We start from the raw sequence: 19973 nt of genomic DNA, 5'->3' as shown, positions 1-19973 counted from the left end.
TTCTCTGAAAAGCTATACTCAAATGCAACAACTATTGAGGCGAATATATGACGTCCGCTCCTGTTTCTACCCGGAGCCGCGCGGCGATCTTCCGCGCCTCCGCTTCGCTGATAATACTGGCGTCCCGCAAGGCACACAGCAGGTTTACCATACCAATGTAGTTTACATTCGCGTTCATGATCTTTCCCTCCCAATCAGGCTTCTTCATCCAAAGAGAGACCAGGCAGTTTTTTTTCAGAAGGATTGCGTCATATCTAACCCTTCTGATTCTTCCTGGTCCTCGAAGGGAGTCTCATCCAGTTCTTCGGGCAGTGTTTCATCGGGGAGCTGCATCGCGGCTGCAAAGCGCGCTATGGAAAGAACCCGATCAAGAGACAAGTTCTTCTCTTTGACACTTTGCACCGCTATGTTTTGATTCTTCAGTTCTGTCATCGTATCAAGTGTTTCTGAAAGGTCTCTCCCCAGCCGATTCCACGAAGAAATTAGCAGGACCTCAAAGTCATGCTTCGCCGCGCCAAGACGCACATACTTCAGGCTACTCTGGCTCGGGGAATAGTCAGCGGCAACCTCCGTCACCTCATATCCTGCTTTATCTGCGTACTCCAGCAAAAGCGACTTCTGGGCCTTCAGGTCTTCATCGGTCCTGGCTTTCAGATACAGCCATGCTTTCTTCTTTTCCGCCATAAGCTTTATGCCTCCCATGATGGTGCGCCAGAGATAAGCTCCGGCGCACAGCCAATCCTTCATTCGTTTTTCAGTCGTGTATGAAAACAAGCGGGGGCCGCTCCACGATGTGTGGTAGCATTGCGATACCCTTCAGGGCGGCCCCCGCCGTTTCTGACATTTGCGTTTCCAATGATGGCCCTATTCGACACTACTTCCCGAGCCGTAGGCGGCAGGCTTGGACCGCGCGGGCGCGCGTCACGGGAATCTCACCCCTCCGAGGATCTCTCCGAGCTGCCCCCACTGCTTGTGGCTGTGGCTGGACAGGAGTATCATTACTGGATTGCCGGCGAGGGTCGGGCAGGACTCCCGCGGAGTCCTGCCGCAATGCGAAACAGCCCGCCACAGGCTGTTTTATGGACGGATGGGAACCGCTCTGCACCTTATTTGGCCGTCTTTGATGCGGGGGCTTCCCGCACAGATGGTCTTGGCGCATCCTCCAATGTCGCTGCAGCCTCCCTCTCGGGGGCCTCTCGCCAGCGGACGTATCCAAGCTGCCGGATATGACCGCCTCCTGGCGGTGTTTTTCAAAGTTCAATGAGGATATGTTTTCCTCTCACTTAATCCGACAGAAAAGCGCCTTTTTGAAACCATCATTCAAAGTGTTTTTTTATTTTCTCTATTGCAGAGAAAACAGATTTTCTGGCTGCAGTATGGGAAATCCCCTCTATCTCTCCAATCCGTGTCAGGGTATATCCATCCAAAAAGAGTCGTAGCCTGCGTTGCTGGAGATCAGTTAGGACATTGGATGGCCCATTAAGAATGCGTTTAATCTCCTGCCTAAGATATATTTCCTCCAGCGATGTCATTAGCGCACCATTCTCCCTTGGGTTGATATCTTCCACGGCTCTGTAGTCTTGATGCCGTTCATTTTGTTTTTCCTGCCTATTTTCCTCCAAAACGAATTCGCGAGCCAGGAGGTTGAAGCAAGGAAAACTCAATTCAACAATCTGCCCGCTTTCTGGACTCTTGGGATAAAGAGAATCAATATGGACAAACACAACATCTGGTTTCTCCAACAGCAATGTGCGGTGGTGCTTCTTAGTTAGCTGAAACCACTCAGATTCGATGCCATTTTTCGCTATTTTGATCAGCATTGCGCTGTTCCTCCTTTTCTAAACATTTGGAAAGCCAAATGTCAGAAAAGGAGGGCCGCGGCACCTTATCCGGAAACCATAACAAGCAATATAGCTTCCGTCTATGTAAAATGACAGGAATTCAGAAATCCTGATTAAATCTGCATTAAGAAGTCCACGGGGGAATCCTGAGGCTGCAGGTGGAGGTTTATCCTCCTTTTTTGTATGACCAACCTGCTTGCCTCGGCAACTTTTTGTTCTTTTCCCCCGTGCTGCCCTGAAAGCAGTGTGGCTTGGCTTGATCAGACGGAACAACTTAATGCGGCGATTGGCATCTGCCATGTCGCATTTCTCCTTCCGCTCATGCGGCCGGCACACAGACAGCCAGCATCACCCCCCTTTAAATCATTTGGTAGTCGGCAAATGCGGCTGCCTTACCGATTATATGATTCAGTTTGTCGGATATCATGTTTGTTAAATGGTGTATTGTGTTACATCAAACAAGAGAATTACATCGCATTCAACTGTAAAAAGATGTATTGTAAAATATCTTTGAGGTGAATTGCGATGTACGACTTCTCCTACCCATTGGGAAATGCGGTAAAAAGTACACGGTATCAGCGCGGCCTGACACAGCTTCAAGTTGCGGAAATGGCTGATATTGATGTGCGGACCGTGATGAATATTGAAAATTACAAGGCAAATCCGAAAATGGAGGTGCTGTTTCCTCTAATCCGAACTCTCCGTGTTGATGCCAGAACCATCTTCAACCCGGAATTGGAGCGGGATGCCCCTATGTTCCAGCAGCTTCGACTGATGGTAGAGGAGTGCAGTGAACAGGAGGCCGAAGCACTGATCCCGGTGGTGGAATCCGTCATTGCCGCACTCCGGGCAAAGGATGCCATCGAAATTGGGTAGAAACTACATAAAACAAAAACAGAGCCTGCTGATCCCCTTTCTTTGGGGAAAAGCAGGCTCTATACTTTAAGTATCTGGCTCGTCGCTTAATACCATCTTCAGTTTTACTACATTGACCCAGTACTCTTTTTTGCATTTTTGACAGTAAAGCGGAAATTTTATCAGAACGGTTTCTTCATAAACTTTGACTCTCGTTTTGCTGCCACACTGGGGACAGCAGATCCATTTTGACTCGTTCTGCATACCATCACTTATCTCTTCACTTCGCAACATGAAATTCCTGGTTCGAAATTTTCAGCATCTGCACCATCTGTGCCCGGGTGCAGATGGCATCGGGAGAGAATTTCCCGCCGCCAGTGCCGTTGGTGATCTTTTGCCCATACGCCCACTGGACGGCTTGGGCGTACCAGCTGTCTGCGGGCACATCCGCAAAGATGTTTTCGCCGCTTTCAGGGGTAGGCGAACCGGCGACCCGCCACAAGAAAGTGGCCATCTGGGCTCGGGTGCAGGGGGCATCTGGGGAGAATTTCCCGTTGCCGGTTCCGCCGGTGATGCCCTGTTCCGCAGCCCACAGCACCGCGTCGTAGTAGTAGGCATCGGAACTTACATCGGAGAAGGGATTGGCCGTGCCAATCTCGGGGGAGCCGCTGGCCCGCCAGAGGAAGGTCACCATCTGGGCCCGGGTGCAGGGGGCATTGGGGGAGAATTTTCCGCCACCGGTGCCGCCTGTGACCCCCTCTTCCACGGCCCACAGCACTGCGTCGTAGAAGTAATCGTTCTTGGAAATGTCGGTGAACGGGTTCTCCGTCCCAGTGTCGGTCTGCTTGAACCTGGCTGTCACCGTGACCTTGCTGCCGGGCATGGTGAAGGTGTACTTGCCATCGCCCTTGTCCGTCAACGCCAGTTCCTTACCGTTTTTGTCGGCTGCGGTTAGCGTATCCAGTTCATAGCCGGCGTCCGGCGTTACCGTGATGGTCACGGTGTCGCCCTTGGAAGCATATTTGTACCGGACGGCCAGAACGCCGCCCTTTGTTTCAGTGAGGAGGATGGAATAGCTGGGCTCACTGTCATCCGAGCCGCCGCCAGGCATGGGATCGGGGTCGGGGGTCGGTTCAGGGTCAGGAGTCGGTGTGGGCTGGTACTTCAATTCCATCTTTCCGCCCGCGCCGGTGATGTGTTCCGAAACCAGCGTCAAATCCGCATCCTTCTGCGCCACGGTGACGGCATAGTGTGTATTACCGCCGCTTTCACCGGTGACCACCCGAATGGAATAACCTGCGGGCAGGTAGTTGTCCGGAAGGACAAGGTACGTTTCCGCATTCTCTTTGGTCACCTCTGCACCTCCGGTAAACACCACCACATTGTAATCGGTGCAGTCGGCGGTGAAGGTGCCACCGTTTGCAATTTGGAAAGCGCCCTTATGCTCGGTGCCGGAGCTGCTGCCATTCACACCGAATACCGCAACGCCACGCGCACCGGAGATATTCACCGTGCCATCAGCGCCAATGACCATCTGCCCACAGCGGATGCCGCTATCGCCCTTGACCGTCAGCGTGCCGTTGACGGTGATAATGGAATCCGTGTTGCCGGAGGCTCCGATGTTGATGCTCTCCATGGCGTTCAGCACCGCGCCCTGTGCCACGGTGAGGCTCATATCGCCGCTTATGCTTTGGACAGTCAGCGGCGCGGAGCCGGTGATCTGTACCGTTGGACGATAGTTGCCGCTTACAGAAACCGAGTTTACAAGGCTCTCCTTGCTCATAACGATTTTGATTTCCCTGCCGCTTGCATCCGGCAGGGTCAGCGTTCCGGTCAGCGCCAGACCGTTCAGGGTCAGGGTCTTTGCGTCCGCGTCCCAGTGGTAGCCGTCGGTTTCCAGACTGCCCTGATCTGCGTTGGTGCCGCTCAGGTCAAGATCCTCCATCTTGTGATTCCCAAGTTCCACACCCTCATTGGTGTAGTATGTAATGCCCGTACCGCTTGGCACCTGTACCAGACCGGAGCCGGTCAGACGCAGCCCCTTTATATCAGCAGGCGTGGCATCGGGCAGTGAAACGGTGCTGTTGTTAATCAGGGTGCCGTGGTTGGTCAAACAGGATATTTCTTCACTCTTTTCAATCTTCAGCGGCACCTCCTCCGGAATAGTCAGCGTCGCCCCTTCGGAAACGGTCAGACGAATCGTCACGATTGCCTCTTTGCTGGACACTGTCCCCACAACGAAGCTGCCCGGATCTTCTTCTGATTCCCACACGATTGGGGGAAGATCGCTGGTCCCGTAGGCGGTAAAGTTCATGGATATGCTGAGTTTTCCCTGCTCTTGCGATGCCTCTGTTGTCATCACACAGACCAGGCCGTGGAACGCAACGCTGTCCGCAATCTCCGGTTCCACGCTGCCGCCAAAAAACGTGTGCAGTGTGCCGTTTCCGGTGAAAGACACCTTTGTGCCAACCTCATCCAGGGACTGAATTTCATCCAGGGAATTCTCCCCAATGACTTTCACCTCGGCTAGATTCCCGGCAATAGGGGCAGTGCTGCTGGCGTTCAACAAAACGGCGTTGGCGGTTCCGGTTTCGACACCGCCGCTTGTCTTGGAGAACATCACATAGCCATCCCCTGCCTCGTAATAGACAGCAGCCTCGGAACTGGGCTCCATATACACATCCTCGACGGCGGCCTTTTGGTAGTATTCGCCGTCCCACAGAAGTTGCGGTTCGATGTCATTTGATCCATTGCGCAGCAGCACCGGAATATCGGAAGTAACTGTGTACGCGATGGGAGCCATAGTATCAGCATACTGCAATCGGGTGACAGTCGCCGTACCGCATTCGTTCAGGGTCATGCCCGTGACCACAGGGGCAGAAGTGCTCTCACCGGCGATGTCCACCGTCTCCACGCCGGTGATGGTCAGACCGTTGGCATCAGTGCCGGAACACACGATGCCGCTGCTCTCCATCTTCACTGTTCTGCTGGCGTTGATGCGGTGGACGCCGTTTGCGGAATAGAGTAGGCTTTCTCCGCCGCCTCCAATCGTCACATTATGCGCAGATTCCACGGTCAGTGGGCCGTATACCGCCATGCCGCCCTTGTTGACGATTTTCACATCTCCTCCAGCGTTGAGGGTGACGGCGCACTCGTTGTTGCTGTCGTCTGCAATCAGCGGGAGATAGTCGCTGCTGCCGGTGATGGTCACACCATCTTCGGCGGTCACATTCAGTTTTGGGGCGGTCACCGTTGAGACGTTCGCTGGCGAAGCCTCTGTTGTCTCATCTGTTCCCTTGATGGTCACCGTCTTACCTGCAAGCGTAACGGGGTTTTGGGGGGTATTCACGGCACTGTTCTTGGCGGAAGAGATCAAGATATCTCCCCCGGTGGTCAGATTCAGCACCACATTCTGGACTGCCGGGGCATTTACGCTGCCCAGGGTGAGGTCGCCGGAAAAGTTCACTGCGGTCAGGGTGCTGTATGGATTGCCGGACACCGCGCTGTTGCTGCCGGAGGCCGCAATGGTGAGATCACCGTCTCCGGCCAGGGTCAGGGTGCCGCTATAAAAGCTCAGGCCGGCTGACTCGCCGCAGCTTACCTCCACCGTTCCGAAAACGGTCAGCGTGCCGTTGTCGTAGGTCAGGTAGTTCGTTTCGACAGATTCGCCGGTTTTCTCGGTGATCCCATCAACTGTCGCAACGTAAGACTTGCCGCTTTCCAAAGCTGTACCGGCAAGCGTTACGTTACTGGGTACCGTTTCTCCTGCGGCCCATGCTGTCGCGGGCAGCAGGCTTAAGCATAGTGCCAGGGCGAGGAACAGGCTGAACATTCTTTTTTTCATCAGATCGCCTCCGTTATAAAAATCGTGGGACAAGAGGGATCTGCCCCCGGAGGGTCCCCTCCGGGGGCAAGGGGGACCCCCCCCTTGCCAATGAGCTTTCATCAAACCGGCGAGGCGGGCTGGCCCGCCCCGTCGATGATCCGGGTATTACGCTGCGTCCGAAGCGTTTTTCAGCATCTGCACCATCTGCGCCCGGGTGCAGGTGGCATCGGGGGAGAACTTCCTGCCGCCGGTGCCATTGGTGATTTTTCGCTCATAAGCCCACAGCACTGCATTGTAGTAGTAGGTTCCGGCGCTCACATCAGAGAAGGGTGTTGTTCCCGTAACCTCGGGGGAGCCGTTGGCTCGCCACAAGAAAGTGGCCATCTGCGCCCGGGTGCATGGGGCGTCTGGGGAGAATTTCCCGTCGCCGGTGCCGCCGGTGATGCCCTGTTCCACAGCCCACAGCACCGCATCATAGTAGTAGGCATCGGAACTCACATCGGAGAAGGGATTCGCCGTACCAATCCCAGGGGAGCCGTTGACCCGCCACAGGAAGGTCACCATCTGCGCCCGGGTGCAGGAGCCGTCAGGGGAGAATTTCCCGTTGCCGGTGCCGCTGGTGATGCCCTGCTCCACCGCCCAGGCCACCGCGCCGGCGTACCAGGCGTCAGCGGGTACATCGGTGAAGCCTATGGCCTGTTCGGTGTGGACCAGCAGGTAGCGGGAGAGGTGGTCAGTCTCAAAGACGAAGCAGCCGCTCTTGGCGTCATAGCTGCCGCCCTTGTTCTCAATGGAGCCGTCGTCCCGGATGTACCAGACTGCCAGTGTGGACGTGTCCTCGCCCTTCTCAGGGGTGTAGGGGATGGAGATGGTCAGACGCCCGCCGTCGAAGGCGGACTGCTTCACCGTCCCGACTACGATGTCAACGTCCACCACCACGGCCACCTGAGCCAGTGCGCTGACGGCCTCCTGTTGGGCATCGGTCAGCTTGGCCTGCTGGACGGAGACGGTCACGGTTTTGCCGGAGGCAATGGATTCCAGCGCCGCTTCGTCCAGTTCCACGGCGCAATCAGGGAGCCGGATCGTCAGTCCTGTGTCCTCAGCCTCTTCGGTTTTGGCAATGACCGAGGCGGGCAGCTTCACGCTGTCTACCTTGGAAAGCCCGGAGAGATCTACCGTCACCGACTTTGCCCCGTCAGCGATGACCTTGTCAATTTCCTTTCCGCTGACGGACACAGTGGCGGTGCTGCCGGAGATTGTAGCGCTGAGTTTGGTTCCGCCGTAATCCGAGGACACCGGGACCGAGACGGACGGGGTGGAAGAACCGCCGCCTCCGCCGCTGGAAGGCCGATCGGAAACGGTCAACGTTCCAGGAACATAGGTGATCTCATAGTTGTCATTTGACAGCGTACCAGTGATGTTGATTGCGATTTCTCCGGCTTTGCTCATATCCGGCGTCTGCGCATAGTCCAGTGTTACAGTGCCGCTCAGGGTATCTGCGCCGACCAGCCCCTCCACCTTGTAATCCTTATCTGCTTCCGGACTGCTCAGATCGGGCGCGGTGCTGCCGGTGTAGGCGCTCTTATCAAGCACCGTAACGGTAACTGCCTTTTTCGCTACGGTCACAGTCAAGCTTTGTTCTGCTACATCTGCGTACTCTGCATTTCCCTGAACCTTATACCAAACGGTGTATTCCCCGGCATTTTTCGCTGTGGGGATCTGCTCACTCCACTCAGAATCGTCAAGCCGGTAGAGCATCGTGCCGCCAGTGGTCTTGCCTGCTGTAACCAGAGCCTGTTCTGCACCGTTGTAGGTCAGGGCGTTTGCCGTAGGTGCCGTAACAGTGGGGACAAGCTTGTTGGTCGCATTGACATTGACGGTCAGCGTGATGTCCTCATAGTTTGCGCTCTTGATCACTACGGTCACTGTGCCCACAGAGCCGGTGGTTTCCACATCATTTTTCTGAATGGGCAGGGTCAGCTCGCCGTTTTCCACCTTCGCGCCGCTGGTGTAGTAGCCGTCATTGAGTTTGATCTCGCCCAGCTCATAGGTGGGTGCACCATACTCTTTGGGCGTTTCCAGCGTGGGCAGGGCGGGGAGCGTCACAGTGTAGGTCTTTTCGTAGCCGTTTATAATGACGAGCGCAGTTTCCCTGATGAAGTCAGGCGCAGCGGCCTTAGTGATGCTGCCAGTAGTAGTGAAGCTGCTCTGCTCCAGGGCGTAATTCTTCGCGGTCTGCTCCATCAAGGTCACTGTGGCAATGATGTTCTTGCCGTTGCCCACACTGGCATCGTCAAAGCTGGCGGTCACGGTGTAGTCTGTGCCTCGGTTCAAGGTCACGTTGTCGAAGGTCACGCTGGTAATGTCCGCGTTTGTCGTGCCATCATAGGGCTTGGACGCAGCCGCTACCCCAGTGATCGTCAGCGGCTTCTTCCCAATGCTGACCGCCACGCTGGCGGGTGCGGTATCGTTGTGGTTTGCATCGCCAATCACCCGATACCACACGGTATACGTTCCGGCATCGGTGCCGGTGGGGATGTCCTGACTGTATGTGCCGTTCTCGGTCAGGCTGTACTGCATGGTGCCATAGTCCGTCACGCTGCCCGCGGTAATGAGCGCCTGCTCCCGGCCGGTATAGGTCAGGTTTTCCTGCGCTGTGGGAGGCGTGATGAGGCTTGCGCTGATGTTGGCCTTTTGTACCGTCACAGCAATATCCTGGCTCATCTTCTCGTAGCCGTCACAAGTGGCGGAAAAGCGGAAGGTGTGCTGGCCTGCGGGCAGCTTTAGTGCAGAAAGATCAAATTGATTCTTTGTTGTCGCACTGCCAACTGCTGTCTCTTTGCCGCCCTCCACCTTGTACCACTGGAAGGTTACAGCGCCAGTGCCGGGTTCCTTCGTTACCTTGACAAGAAGCGTCCCCATACCGCCATAAGTCATGCTCATCTTGGTCTCATAGTCCATGCTCTTGATGGGGAGCTTGGCCATAGAAACATTGGTCAGCTCCGTGCCGGTAAGGTCGGTTATCCAGGTACTGCCGCTCTTGAACGCGCAGCCCTCCGGCAGGAGGGATGCCAGCGTGACATCTCCGGTGACGGTCAGTTTTGCCGCCGTCTTACCGTTCAGATCCAGCTTGAGCGGGCTGCCGATGGTGATCTCGCCTGCATTTGCCAGCAGCTTCACTGTACCGCCGTCGGCTGCGGCGATGGCCGCAGCAATGTCGGTGTAGGCGGAGGAGGAGCCGTCCGCTGCCGTCACCTGCGCGACAAAGCCGGTGGCGTTGCAGTAGGCGCAGTGGCCGTCCTCGTTGATTTTGGCGTGGGGGCATTTTACGACCTTGACGTTGTAGATAGACGCGTCCTTAAGTGTTGTTTCGTACTCCACATACGACCCATCCCCATTTTGGAAGGCATAGCCATCTGCAAGCAGTTCGCCAAGTTTAACCGGCTGGTGAGCCGCTGCCCAAATCTCATTAAAGCTGCCGCCGCTCAATTTAGTCTTTTTCAGTTCGTCAAGTTGATTATTCCCGAACGACAGTTTTCCGATCGTACCTTCCGTCGATCCTACGATTACTGCGGGTTCCCGCGTTGCTGCGTCATGGTTCGAGTTATCCGATATATTGATCTCGCTGATCGTACCGCCTTCCCACTCGCTCAAATCCAGCGTAGCTTTCACATAAACAGTGATAATGCCGCCATACTGTGGAGGTTCATAACTGCCTTTGCCGATGATCTTCAAGGTGCGGGTTGTGTAAGTAGCATTTCTATCCCCGACATCAAGCCAGCCGCTTGTGATTTTGTGTTCATTCAAATCCAACGTAACCGTTGTATTGTCGCCGGAAATGCCCGTCCTTCCTGGAATCGAAACATCCGCCAGCAGGGTAATTTTTGTGCCGTTCGTTGCCGCCTTCATCGCCGCCTGAAAGTCTGTGCTGTAGGTGGTCTTGCCGTCGACCTCGATCTTCGCAACCATCTGCGTCTGGCAGTTCCGGCATACACCGTCATCGCCCACGTCCGTGTGCGCGCACCCGTTGCCGCAGATCGTGCATTTCCCATCCTTAAAATCATTATGCGGGCAGGTATAGCCGCAGGCGCAGGTGTACTTCCCATCGCTGCCCCGCGTGAAGCCGTGCGTATGCGCCACCACCGTCACGTCCCCGGAGATGGACGTAACATCGCCCTTGACGATGGCGGAAGTTGCACCCACTTTCGCAAAGGCGAGGTTTTCGCCCAGCAGGGCGTTGACATTCGCATAGGTGGTGCTGCCCTCCACGGAGACGCCGCCGTTGAGCACATCGCCCTCTTTGAGCCGCAATGTGCCGTTGGTGACTTCGACAGCGGGCTTGCCGCTTGCGCCGGTAGCGGTCAATTTGCCGTCGAAGATCAGCGTGCCGCCGGTGACGCGAACGGCGGACGACGCCAGTTCTTGCGTACCGTTTTGAACGAGCGTTGCATCGCCCGTAACCGTCAAAGTGCCGTTTTCAACCGTGATCGGTGCGCTTTTGCTGGTTTCCAGGCTATACCCGTTCATATCCAATGTGGCGCTTTTGCCAGCCGCATCGAAGTCGATATAGATGCCTTGAATCGTTTTGCTCGCTATCGTATCAGGACGCCACAGCGTGATCGTGTGGCCTTCCGCAAGCGCATCATTTACATCCAAAGAAACATCGCTATGATCTTGCGTTCTGCCGTACAGATCGCCAGCCTCATCCTTGGCAAGGGGTTCAAATGTGCAAGCCGTGCATTTGCCGTCTGCATCATAGGTGTGTGCTTCTGCTTTACCTTCCGGGGATCCGCATACCGAACACATTCTGGCGGTATGTCCCTTACCATCAGGCGTGGCCTCTGGAGTACTCAAAGACTCATAGCTGCAATTTCCGTTTTTCTCACGGCCACAGATACATTTCCATGTATGCGTACCATTATCGTTCGGTGTAATGCCGGAAATCGTCGTATTGGTGAAGCAAGCCTCGACACCCCCCTCAAAGCCGCACGCTTTGCACTGCCAACGATGCTGTGTTTCGCCGACTTCAACATAATCAACATACTCAGGATCGTCCTCAGCATGGCCGCAGTACTCAAGGACAAGCGACGTCCCCTTTATCGAGGACACCCCGCGCCACTCTGCGGGCAATACCTTCTTGGCAGCAAGAGTGGCTGCGTGTATCTTGCTTGTGCTGTACAGCTCGACCCCTTCGACCAGCTTCCCGGAGTTCCCGGCGTTGATCGTCACCTCGCCGCTGTAGATGTTGAGCTGCGGTGTAGATGTACTTCCAGTCCGGATCGCCGCGCCATTGTCCAAAGAATTGTTGATGACCAGTTCTCCAGCATCGGCGCCATTGTTCGATGTCCCGTAAATGCCAAAACTACTGCCGCCGTTGTGTATCAAAGCGCCGTTGACCGTCAGCGTTGCGCCAGCGCAGAGAACAAGACCGCCCATTTGCGAACCATCCACAGTCAAATTCCCATCAATGATCATGTTGCCTTGGACGATGTAATATTGGCCGCTCAGAGTCTTATCATTTTCTGTGAGTAAGGGGCCAGTTAGGCTGGCGGTACCTTGTGTAATGTTACCATTTTCGTCAACACTATCGTAAGTGTAATAGATATTTTCCTCTGTCCCGTCCGCCAGCGGCGCCACCTGATCATCGAACCAGCCGAACAGGGCCTCGAAGCGGTCCGCGCCGGCGATCTTCGCCTGCTGGGCCTCCGTCAGGGCCTCATAGGCATCATAGGCCGCCTGAACCGCGTCATAGGCCGCCATGGCAGCATCGCCGTCCATGTTGGGCAGGGTCTCCGCGTCAGGCAGGGCGTCGATCCGCGCCTGCACAGCGGCCACCGCCGCGTCCGGGGTCTCCGAAACGTCCGGCTCCGCCGCCCACGCGGGGGCGGGCAGGAGCGTCAGGCACAAAGTCAGGGCGAGGAACAGGCTGAATATTCGTTTCTTCATCAGATCGCCTCCATATAAAAATGTGGCACAAGAGGGATCAGCCCCCGGAGGGACCCCTCCGGGGGCAAGGGGGAACCCCCTTGCCAATGGGTTTTCATCAAACCGGCGGGGCGAGCTGACCCGCCCCGCCAATGATCCGAGTATTACGCTGCGTCCGAAGCGTTTTTCAGCATCTGCACCATCTGCGCCCGGGTGCAGGGCGCATCGGGGGAGAACTTCCCGCCGCCGGTGCCATTGGTGATGTTCTGCTCATAGGCCCACAGCACTGCATTGCAGTAGTAGGTTCCGGCGCTCACATCAGAGAAGGGCGTTGTTCCCGTAACCTTGGGGGAGCCGTTGGCCCGCCACAAGAAAGTGGCCATCTGCGCCCGGGTGCAGGGGGCATCGGGGGAGAACTTCCCGTTGCCGGTTCCGCCGGTAATGCCGTTCTTCACGGCCCAGGCCACCGCCTTGGCGTAGTAGCTGTCAGCCGGAACATCCGTGAAGCTGCTCATGTTCTTCGGCTCAGGACTGCCTGCTGCACGCCACAGGAAGGTAACGATCTGCGCGCGGGTGCAGGCGGCGTTGGGGCTGAAGTGTGTGGCGTCCGTGCCGGAGGTGATGCCCTTCTCCGCCGCCCAAAGAACTGCGTCATAGAAGTAATCGCCGACCTTGACGTCCACGAAGTAGTTCAGCATCGTGTTGTCATCCATGAAGGTGGCCTTTACGGTAACCTTGCTGGCAGGCATGGTGAAGGTGTACTTGCCGTTCTTTTCGGTGAGCTTGATCTCCTTGTCGTTCTTGTCCAAAACCGTCAGAGTTTCCAGAACATAACCCTTGTCAGGCGTGACCGTGATGGTCACCGTGTCGCCCTTGGAGGCGGACTTGGGACTGACGGAAACGGAGCCGTTGTCAGTCTTGCCGACCGTCACGCTGTAGGTGGAGACAGAGCTGCCGCCACCGCCGCCGGAGGAGGAACGAGGATTGACAGTCAGGGTACCCTTGGTAACTGCACCGACTTCATAATTAGCCCCCGCTTCAGTCTTGAGAACAGGTGTGGTGACCGTAATGTCGAAGCTGCCGGTAGTCTTACCATCGGTGGTGGTGGAGGCACTGGCCAGGGTTCCAAAGATGTCCGCCGCCTGAACGCCGGAAGGCAGATTGCCGTAGGTCACGGTGAAGGTGGGGAGTGTTCCGTTCACGGTCATGCTCTTGTTGTCGGCAGTTACTGTGATGACGCGCTTGCCTACAGTAATAGGAGCTGTGGTCTGCTCGCCCATGGTGGTGTCGGACTCATACTTTGCGGAGATCGTTGCCGAACCCGCCTTCAGCGCCTTGACCGTGGCAGACGCGCCGGTTCCAGTCACTTGCAGTACACTGGGATCGTTGGAAGTCCAAGTCCAGCTGCCGGTGCCGGTGCCCGCATCGGTCACAGAGGCAGTCAGCGTAAAGCTTTCGCCATAGGTCTTGCTGGCGGGAACACTGCTGATGGTCACGCCTGCGTCGGTCTTATCCACGAGCTTGAAGGTCAGCGTAGCGGTGATGTCCGTATAGTTCTTGCTGCTGATGGTGATGGTCCAGTTCTCATTCGATGCAGCCGTGATGCTCGTCTGGCTGGCGTAGGTGAAATTGCCGGATGCATCTGCGCCCGCGTTGCTCATCATGTTGCTGGAGTCAGCATTCGGAACCGCATTTGTGATCTTCGCCTCGGCAGGAGCGGTGGTGAAGAAATCGGCTGCCGTCAGCGTACCTGTCTGTACACCGGCATAGTTCTTCAGAATATTCACCGTCTTGGTGGGAGCGGAGTCACTGTAAGTAGCCTTGTTGATCTTCGCGGCGCTGGTCACAACATAACCCATGCCGTTGGTCAGGTTGTAGTTGTTTGCCGCAGTGCCCTTCAATGCAACATTGATGGTCACATCCACATTGGCGGTGTCCGCGTCAGCATCGGGGAATGTAGCAGAGGTAACATCGAAGTCCGTTCCCATGCTCAGTGCGCTGCTGACACCGGTGATGGTCACACTGGGGACGGTAGCGTTGGCATTGCCGTCATAGTCCTTGTCGTTGACGGTGGCTGCGCTGATGGAAACATTCTTTGCCGTGATGTTCGCTGTTGCCGTGGTCTGATTACCGCTGGCGGCCAGCTTGTAGTTGCCGGCACTGGCACCGCTCAGAGCGCCCAGAGTCAGATTAACGGCCTTGCCATTGCCCACATCAGCATCCGCGAAGGTGCCAGTAGCGGTAATGGTCAGGCTATCGCCGCTCACAATGCCAGTAATGGTCGCGCCGGAGGCGTTGACCGTGGCAGTGGTGCCGCCGTCATACTCTTTGTTCTCAGCGGTGATGCCGGAAACGGTGACTTCCTTTTTCTCCACGACGGCGTTCACGGTCGCGCTGCCCTTATGGGTGCCGCTCTCGTAGGTCGCGGTGATGCCCTTGCTGGGCGTACCGGCCTTGATAGCCTGAAGCGTGATTGTTTTGGTATTTGCATTGGACTCTACCAGCTTGAAGTATTCTTGGTTGCAATCCCAGCTCCACTTTCCGCTCGTGCCGGTGTCACCGGTCTGCGATGCCGCCAGGATGAACTCCTGACCATAGGTTACGGTGTCAGGTAGGCCAGTGATGGTCACAGTGGCAGTGTTCTTGTCCGCGACCTTCACGGTGAAGGTCTGCTCCTCCTTGTTGTAGTTGCCTGTTTCTTCGGCGGTGACCTTGATGGTGATGGTCGTACCCGTAGTAACACTGCTGTCCACAGTTAACTGGTTGCCCTCCAGCGCAACGCCGGTATAAGAGCCGTTCAGCACATAGGAGAGCGTACCGGGATTGCTACCACCGGTCACGCCCGCGTCGGTTGCCCAATCGGAAATATCCTCGGCAATATCGTCCTTGACGATGGTCTTATCTGTGGGAACGGTGATGGTCTGCGTTGCCTTACCAATGGTAAACTTCCAGCCGTCTGTCGTCAGGTCGTCAGTCGTGGCATTGTAGTTTGCACCCTCCGCAACGGAAACTTTGACCGTGTAGTCACCTGCGTCCTTCGGTTCAGTCTCCGCACCGTTTTTGAAATACTTCACCGTGACAGCGCCCATGCCGTTGATGCCGGTATTCGGTTCGACCGTGGCGGTCTTGGCGTTTCCGTCATAGGTCAGGGGAGAGGGCGCGGCAAAGGTGAAGTCGCTTGCCTTCGGGTCAGCCCTTTGGATTGTATACTCCACGTTGGCAGTGGCAGCCTTGTCGCCCTCGCCCAGGGTGATGCTGGCGGTGTAGGTGCCGACATTCGTGGGGAGCGCGCCGGTTTCCAATGTCTCTGGACCATACTTGCCCATCTTGATGTAGCCAATGGAGATATCACTCACCGCCGGACCCTGCCAATCGTCACCGCTTGCGGTCACCACGGCGGCCTTGCCGCTACCGTTGTAGGTCAGCTCGGCGGGGGCCGCAATGGTCACGCTGCCGCCGTTTGCATTGGGGCAGCCGCTCGCCTGGCAAGTGGCGGTGATGGTCGCGCCGCTTGCCGTGTACGTCCAGCTATGCTGATGCCGGGTCACGGTAAAGGGCTTGCTGAAGCACTTATAGCCGTCGCCCGTTGCAATCTGGACTTTATACGAAAATGTCTGGCCTGCGGGCAATTCGGTAATGGAGAGCGTCTGGCTGTCGGCACCGGTATATTTCTCAGTCAAGCCTTGCGTAATATAAGGATTCGTAAGCGAACGCCACTCATCATTGATGGATCTGTACCAGGTATAGGTCAGGCCTGCACTCTCATCGGATGTGACCAACACTGTCAGCGTCACAGAGGTGCTGTCCTTTGCGTCGAAGGTACTGCCGGAGTAGTCCGTTTCGTTGTTTGGATAGACCTTTGTGCTTTTGATGGGCGCTGGCGTGACAGTTACATTGTCTACGCTGGCAGTGCCATCCTCCCATGTGCCATCGCCTGTTTTATAGCCATATCCATCCGCCAGATATTCTTTCGCCGGAACATAAGAATTACCCCATTCAATCTTTTTATATGTGCCGCCGCTCAGGCTGGCGCTGCTGCCATCGTTTTTTACGGTCAGACCCGCGTATAAGCCGCCGCCCAGCTCCAGCCTGCCGCCGTTCTCGGCCGTGATGTACTTGATCTCGACCGTGGAATTTTTCACCACAGCGCTGCTACCACTGGCCGTCACATCCCAGATCGTACCTGTGCCGGTGACTGTCAGCTGGATGCCTTTCACAGTGAATGTTACATTCTGGGCTTTTATGCCATTCACATCCAGCGTTACCGGCCCACGGGTCAATTCATAAGAAGCCCTAACATCCTGATACAGCTTGATCGTCTTTTCGCCATCAGCCCTATTGGCCGCTGCGATGGCTGCGTCAAGGGTCAAATACCAGCTTGTTTCATTGCCGGCAGTCAGGGAGGCCGCCATCTGCTTCTGACAGACACTGCAAATGCCGGTTTGCTCATCCACAGTGTGGGTATGGGTCTTCACAGTCACATTGTTAAGTTCTGAAACTCCGCTGCCCGATATGGCGTTACCGCTCTGATCGTAGTAAGCCGCACCGTCCGCCAGCAGGCTGCTGAGCACGCCAAAAGAAGCTGTGCTCAGCTTAGTGAAGCTGCCTCCGGCAAGCCAAGCTGTGCCGCTCCCATATAAGTAAAGATCGGCAAAGGAGCCGCCGGAGACCGTTCCCTTCGCACCGTTGCCATAGGTCACTTTATCAAGGTCGGTTCCGGTAAAGCTGCCGCCGTTCACATTCATTGTTCCGTCGCCCTCGACGACAACCGCAGCATCAAAGCTGCCGCCTTCCACAGTCAGCGTACCTTTAGTCACCTTAACATCTTCACCAAACGCAGCTGAGTTCTTCACCACTGCCGTACCGCCGTCCTCGACCTCCAGGTATTGATACGCACCGCCGCTGAAGACCGCCTCTGCGCCGGCGGCGGCAGTCACAAGGCCCAGGTAGGTGCCGCCCACGAAAGACGCCTTGCCGTTGACGGTGATATGATAGAATTGACCGGTTTTGAAGGTCACATCTGCGCCGGCGGCGACGGTCGTAGAATAGATGAGATGCTCTCCGCCGTCCACAGCAAGCTTTCCGGTCAGGGTGACGCTGGCAATGCCGATACCGCCGGAGTTATTGTGTACATCACAGAGCGGCATCAGGGTCGCATCAGTGTACCCTTCGGCGCTCCAGCCGTTCAAGGTCTGGATGGCCTCTACATAGCCGTCCCCGTTTTCGATACCACTGTCCGCCGGGAACCAGGCCGTTCTTGTTTTGCCATCGGAAGCAGTGGCTGTTATCTTAACGACCAGCGCCTTGCCGCATTTGGAGCACACAGGCTTTTCTGCCGTATCATCACTGCACGCGTGGACGCACTCTGCGAACTGTACCTTGTACGCCGTATAACCCGTCAAGTCCACAATTTTAGTGCTCTTATCAACGATGCTCCATGTACCGTCCTGCTCGCCGTACAGCTCGCATTTTGCATGGTTGGTTTCCAGCAGGCCGCCGACGGTAAGGTTCTGGTCAGCATTCTCGGCCAGCGTAATTGTTTTGACAGTGCAGCAGTGGGCGTTATCCTTCCACAACTTCACGCTATAACCGGTTCCATTACCCGTTCCCAGGAGCAGTTCCTGAATCGTACCGGTGTAAGCTTCCAGCGCGCCGCCGGTACGAAGCTCCACGTACGAAATGTCGCCGGTGTAGGAGTCGTCAACCGCCAGCGTTCCGTTGGACCCAACCGAAAACTTGACATTGAGCGCCTGCGTTCCGCCGCCCTCGCTGGAATCCTTGACCGTCAGTTTTTCGTTGACACGGATGGGCTTATCCTCGCTGGTGATCGTCTTTCCATGCAGATCCAGCGTTATAGTATCGGAGGCGGAGCAACTTCCATTAAGGTTCACATCCCGCATCAGTGTTATCGTGCTGCCATCCCACGCATTCTGAAACGCCTTTGCAAGCGTCTGATAATAGGCGCTCTCGCCTATACGTGCATCGAACTGCGTATGGCACTTTTTGCAGGTATAGCCGGTATCGTCCATTTCATGAGCGCAGAGGGAGAGATAGACCTTGCCGTCCTCGCCCAGACTGGTCACGCTGTCGGCGGCGTCCGCCTTGAAGTTCTCGGCGCTGAGCGTCACGCCGCTTGCCGGTTCGGCAATGAGGAGACTGCCGCCGGCATTGGGCTTTATGCCTTCATACACGCCCACACGGATGACCGAATCCTCACTCAATGCGCCTGATACACGAATGGGCAGCTTCCACGCATAATTGGCGTAATAACCGGCCTTCACCGAGCCGGAAACAGTGAGCTTAGGAGCTGAGCTTTCCCCTCCGTCGTAGTAAACGTCATATTTCTGGTTGTCGGTAACGGTAGCATCGGTGAGGGTAATAGCGCCCTTTCCATAGATGCCTCCGCCCTCGTTGGCGCTGTTTCCGGTGATCGTCACATTGCTGACGGTCACCCCGCTCTCCGAATAAATGCCGCCACCATATCTGATACCCGAACCGCTCGCAGTGTTATTGGTAATTTCTCCGCCGGAGATGGTGACCCTTGAAAGCATATGGATATAGATGCCGCCGCCGTTGCCGTTGGTGGCTGTGTTGCCGGTGATGGTGCCGCCGTCCATGGTGAAGCTGCACTTCTCACCCACATATACGCCGCCGCCACCGCCGTCAGACGCACCCGCAGTGTTATCGGAAATGGTGCCGCCGTGCATGGTGAAGTTTGGCGGGTCGGTCTGATTCGTCGTGCCGACAAGGAACACACCGCCGCCGGAGCCGCTGTCTGTTTTATTACCGGTAATCGCTCCACCATACATGGTAAAGGACGAGCCGGTCTGATAGGTGCCGCCCTTTATACCGACCTGCACGCCGCCGGTGATCGTGCCGCTGTACAGTTCCAATGTTCCGCCGTTGACGGTCACTCCGCCTTGGATTTTGCCATTGCCGGAGCAGTCGGTCAGCGTCAGCTTCGCGCTGCCGCCGACGGTGATGCTGCCGTTGATCGTCTGTCCGTTCAGGCAGAGCGTGACCTCGCCCGCCGGTACAGCCCAGTTCTCCGACACAGACTGCGTCAGATAATAGCTGCCAGCAGTACCGGGCAGGGAAGCGGCAGTTGTCCATTCTGTCCACTCTGTGCCAGCAGTGTCATGTTCGTGCCCGTTGACAGCTCCATTCCCGCCGCAGACGCAGTGGGTATGTACATCGCCGCTTTCATTAGGGTCGGTATGATATCCGCCGCTTCCGGCGCTGTTCTGCGGATAGGTTCCGAAATAAACGCTGCTGGCCTGCCCGCCGCTGATGTTTGCGGCCGTTCCGCCGTCCACAAGCTGTATCGCCTTGCCGGTGTCTGCTCCGGCGGCGAATGCCGTCTGCGAAACCGTGGAAATCATCAGCGCGGCGGAGAGCAGCACAGCGGCAAACCGTCTCCAGTTTTTTCTTATGTGCTTCATCAGATCGCCTCCATATAAAAATGTGGCACAAGAGGGATCAGCCCCCGGAGGGGTCCCTCCGGGGGCAAGGGGGAACCCCCTTGC

Annotated in this window: 10 protein-coding genes; 2 read left to right on the top strand and 8 right to left on the bottom strand. The window is 56.3% G+C overall.

Translation table 11 applies throughout. From position 1 onward, the window contains the following. Positions 1 to 31: 31 nt before the first annotated feature. From L9O85_RS08315 to L9O85_RS08300, 4 genes are all read right to left on the bottom strand, one after another. Entirely contained in the window at positions 32 to 178 is a 147-nt protein-coding gene (locus L9O85_RS08315) for a hypothetical protein (RefSeq protein WP_009260708.1), read from the bottom strand. 56 nt (positions 179 to 234) lie between these two features. After that, positions 235 to 684: a recombinase family protein gene (locus L9O85_RS08310; RefSeq protein WP_195384420.1), complete on the bottom strand. Its 450-nt coding sequence runs from the start codon at positions 682 to 684 to the stop codon at positions 235 to 237. A gap of 632 nt (positions 685 to 1316) precedes the next feature. Next, positions 1317 to 1820, bottom strand: coding sequence for a sigma-70 family RNA polymerase sigma factor (locus tag L9O85_RS08305; RefSeq protein WP_055270807.1), 504 nt, complete (start codon positions 1818 to 1820; stop codon positions 1317 to 1319). An 18-nt stretch (positions 1821 to 1838) separates the two neighbouring features. Continuing rightward, positions 1839 to 2141: a hypothetical protein gene (locus tag L9O85_RS08300; RefSeq protein WP_172711418.1), complete on the bottom strand. Its 303-nt coding sequence runs from the start codon at positions 2139 to 2141 to the stop codon at positions 1839 to 1841. Between the two features lie 225 nt (positions 2142 to 2366). Between L9O85_RS08300 and L9O85_RS08295 the strand changes: the two genes are divergently transcribed. Beyond that, a complete protein-coding gene (locus L9O85_RS08295; RefSeq protein ID WP_009260887.1) occupies positions 2367 to 2717 on the top strand; it encodes a helix-turn-helix transcriptional regulator in 351 nt (116 codons plus the stop codon). A 66-nt stretch (positions 2718 to 2783) separates the two neighbouring features. Here L9O85_RS08295 and L9O85_RS08290 read toward each other — a convergent pair whose 3' ends face one another. From L9O85_RS08290 to L9O85_RS08280, 3 genes are all read right to left on the bottom strand, one after another. After that, positions 2784 to 2960 carry a cysteine-rich KTR domain-containing protein gene (locus tag L9O85_RS08290; RefSeq protein WP_081029094.1) on the bottom strand — a complete coding sequence of 59 codons (177 nt, stop codon included), beginning with the start codon at positions 2958 to 2960 and terminating at the stop codon, positions 2784 to 2786. A 16-nt stretch (positions 2961 to 2976) separates the two neighbouring features. Next, positions 2977 to 6303: an S-layer homology domain-containing protein gene (locus L9O85_RS08285; RefSeq protein ID WP_301578383.1), complete on the bottom strand. Its 3327-nt coding sequence runs from the start codon at positions 6301 to 6303 to the stop codon at positions 2977 to 2979. Between the two features lie 384 nt (positions 6304 to 6687). After that, positions 6688 to 11049, bottom strand: a complete 4362-nt coding sequence (locus L9O85_RS08280) for an S-layer homology domain-containing protein (protein WP_301578382.1) — start codon at positions 11047 to 11049, stop codon at positions 6688 to 6690. Between the two features lie 381 nt (positions 11050 to 11430). Here L9O85_RS08280 and L9O85_RS08275 point away from each other — a divergent pair, with 381 nt between their 5' ends. Then, the gene (locus L9O85_RS08275; protein ID WP_301578381.1) at positions 11431 to 12054 is read left to right on the top strand and encodes a hypothetical protein; all 624 of its coding nucleotides are present in this window, start codon (positions 11431 to 11433) and stop codon (positions 12052 to 12054) included. 557 nt (positions 12055 to 12611) lie between these two features. Here the strand turns inward: L9O85_RS08275 and L9O85_RS08270 are convergent. Next, the gene (locus tag L9O85_RS08270) at positions 12612 to 19889 is read right to left on the bottom strand and encodes an S-layer homology domain-containing protein (protein WP_301578380.1); all 7278 of its coding nucleotides are present in this window, start codon (positions 19887 to 19889) and stop codon (positions 12612 to 12614) included. Between the last annotated feature and the right edge of the window lie 84 nt (positions 19890 to 19973).

This window comes from Lawsonibacter asaccharolyticus, from assembly GCF_022453915.1.
GTDB classification, from domain to species: Bacteria; Bacillota; Clostridia; order Oscillospirales; family Oscillospiraceae; genus Lawsonibacter; species Lawsonibacter asaccharolyticus.
The sequence above is the reverse complement of the archived record's forward strand: the minus strand, read 5'-3'. Positions and strand labels throughout refer to the sequence as shown.

Coding starts and splice junctions, on each gene's coding strand:
- L9O85_RS08315 (WP_009260708.1), bottom strand. CDS start 178: ATGAACGCGAATGTAAACTACATTGGTATGGTAAACCTGCTGTGTGCC.
- L9O85_RS08310 (WP_195384420.1), bottom strand. CDS start 684: ATGGCGGAAAAGAAGAAAGCATGGCTGTATCTGAAAGCCAGGACCGAT.
- L9O85_RS08305 (WP_055270807.1), bottom strand. CDS start 1,820: ATGCTGATCAAAATAGCGAAAAATGGCATCGAATCTGAGTGGTTTCAG.
- L9O85_RS08300 (WP_172711418.1), bottom strand. CDS start 2,141: ATGGCAGATGCCAATCGCCGCATTAAGTTGTTCCGTCTGATCAAGCCA.
- L9O85_RS08295 (WP_009260887.1), top strand. CDS start 2,367: ATGTACGACTTCTCCTACCCATTGGGAAATGCGGTAAAAAGTACACGG.
- L9O85_RS08290 (WP_081029094.1), bottom strand. CDS start 2,960: ATGCAGAACGAGTCAAAATGGATCTGCTGTCCCCAGTGTGGCAGCAAA.
- L9O85_RS08280 (WP_301578382.1), bottom strand. CDS start 11,049: ATGAACGGGTATAGCCTGGAAACCAGCAAAAGCGCACCGATCACGGTT.
- L9O85_RS08275 (WP_301578381.1), top strand. CDS start 11,431: ATGCGTACCATTATCGTTCGGTGTAATGCCGGAAATCGTCGTATTGGT.
- L9O85_RS08270 (WP_301578380.1), bottom strand. CDS start 19,889: ATGAAGCACATAAGAAAAAACTGGAGACGGTTTGCCGCTGTGCTGCTC.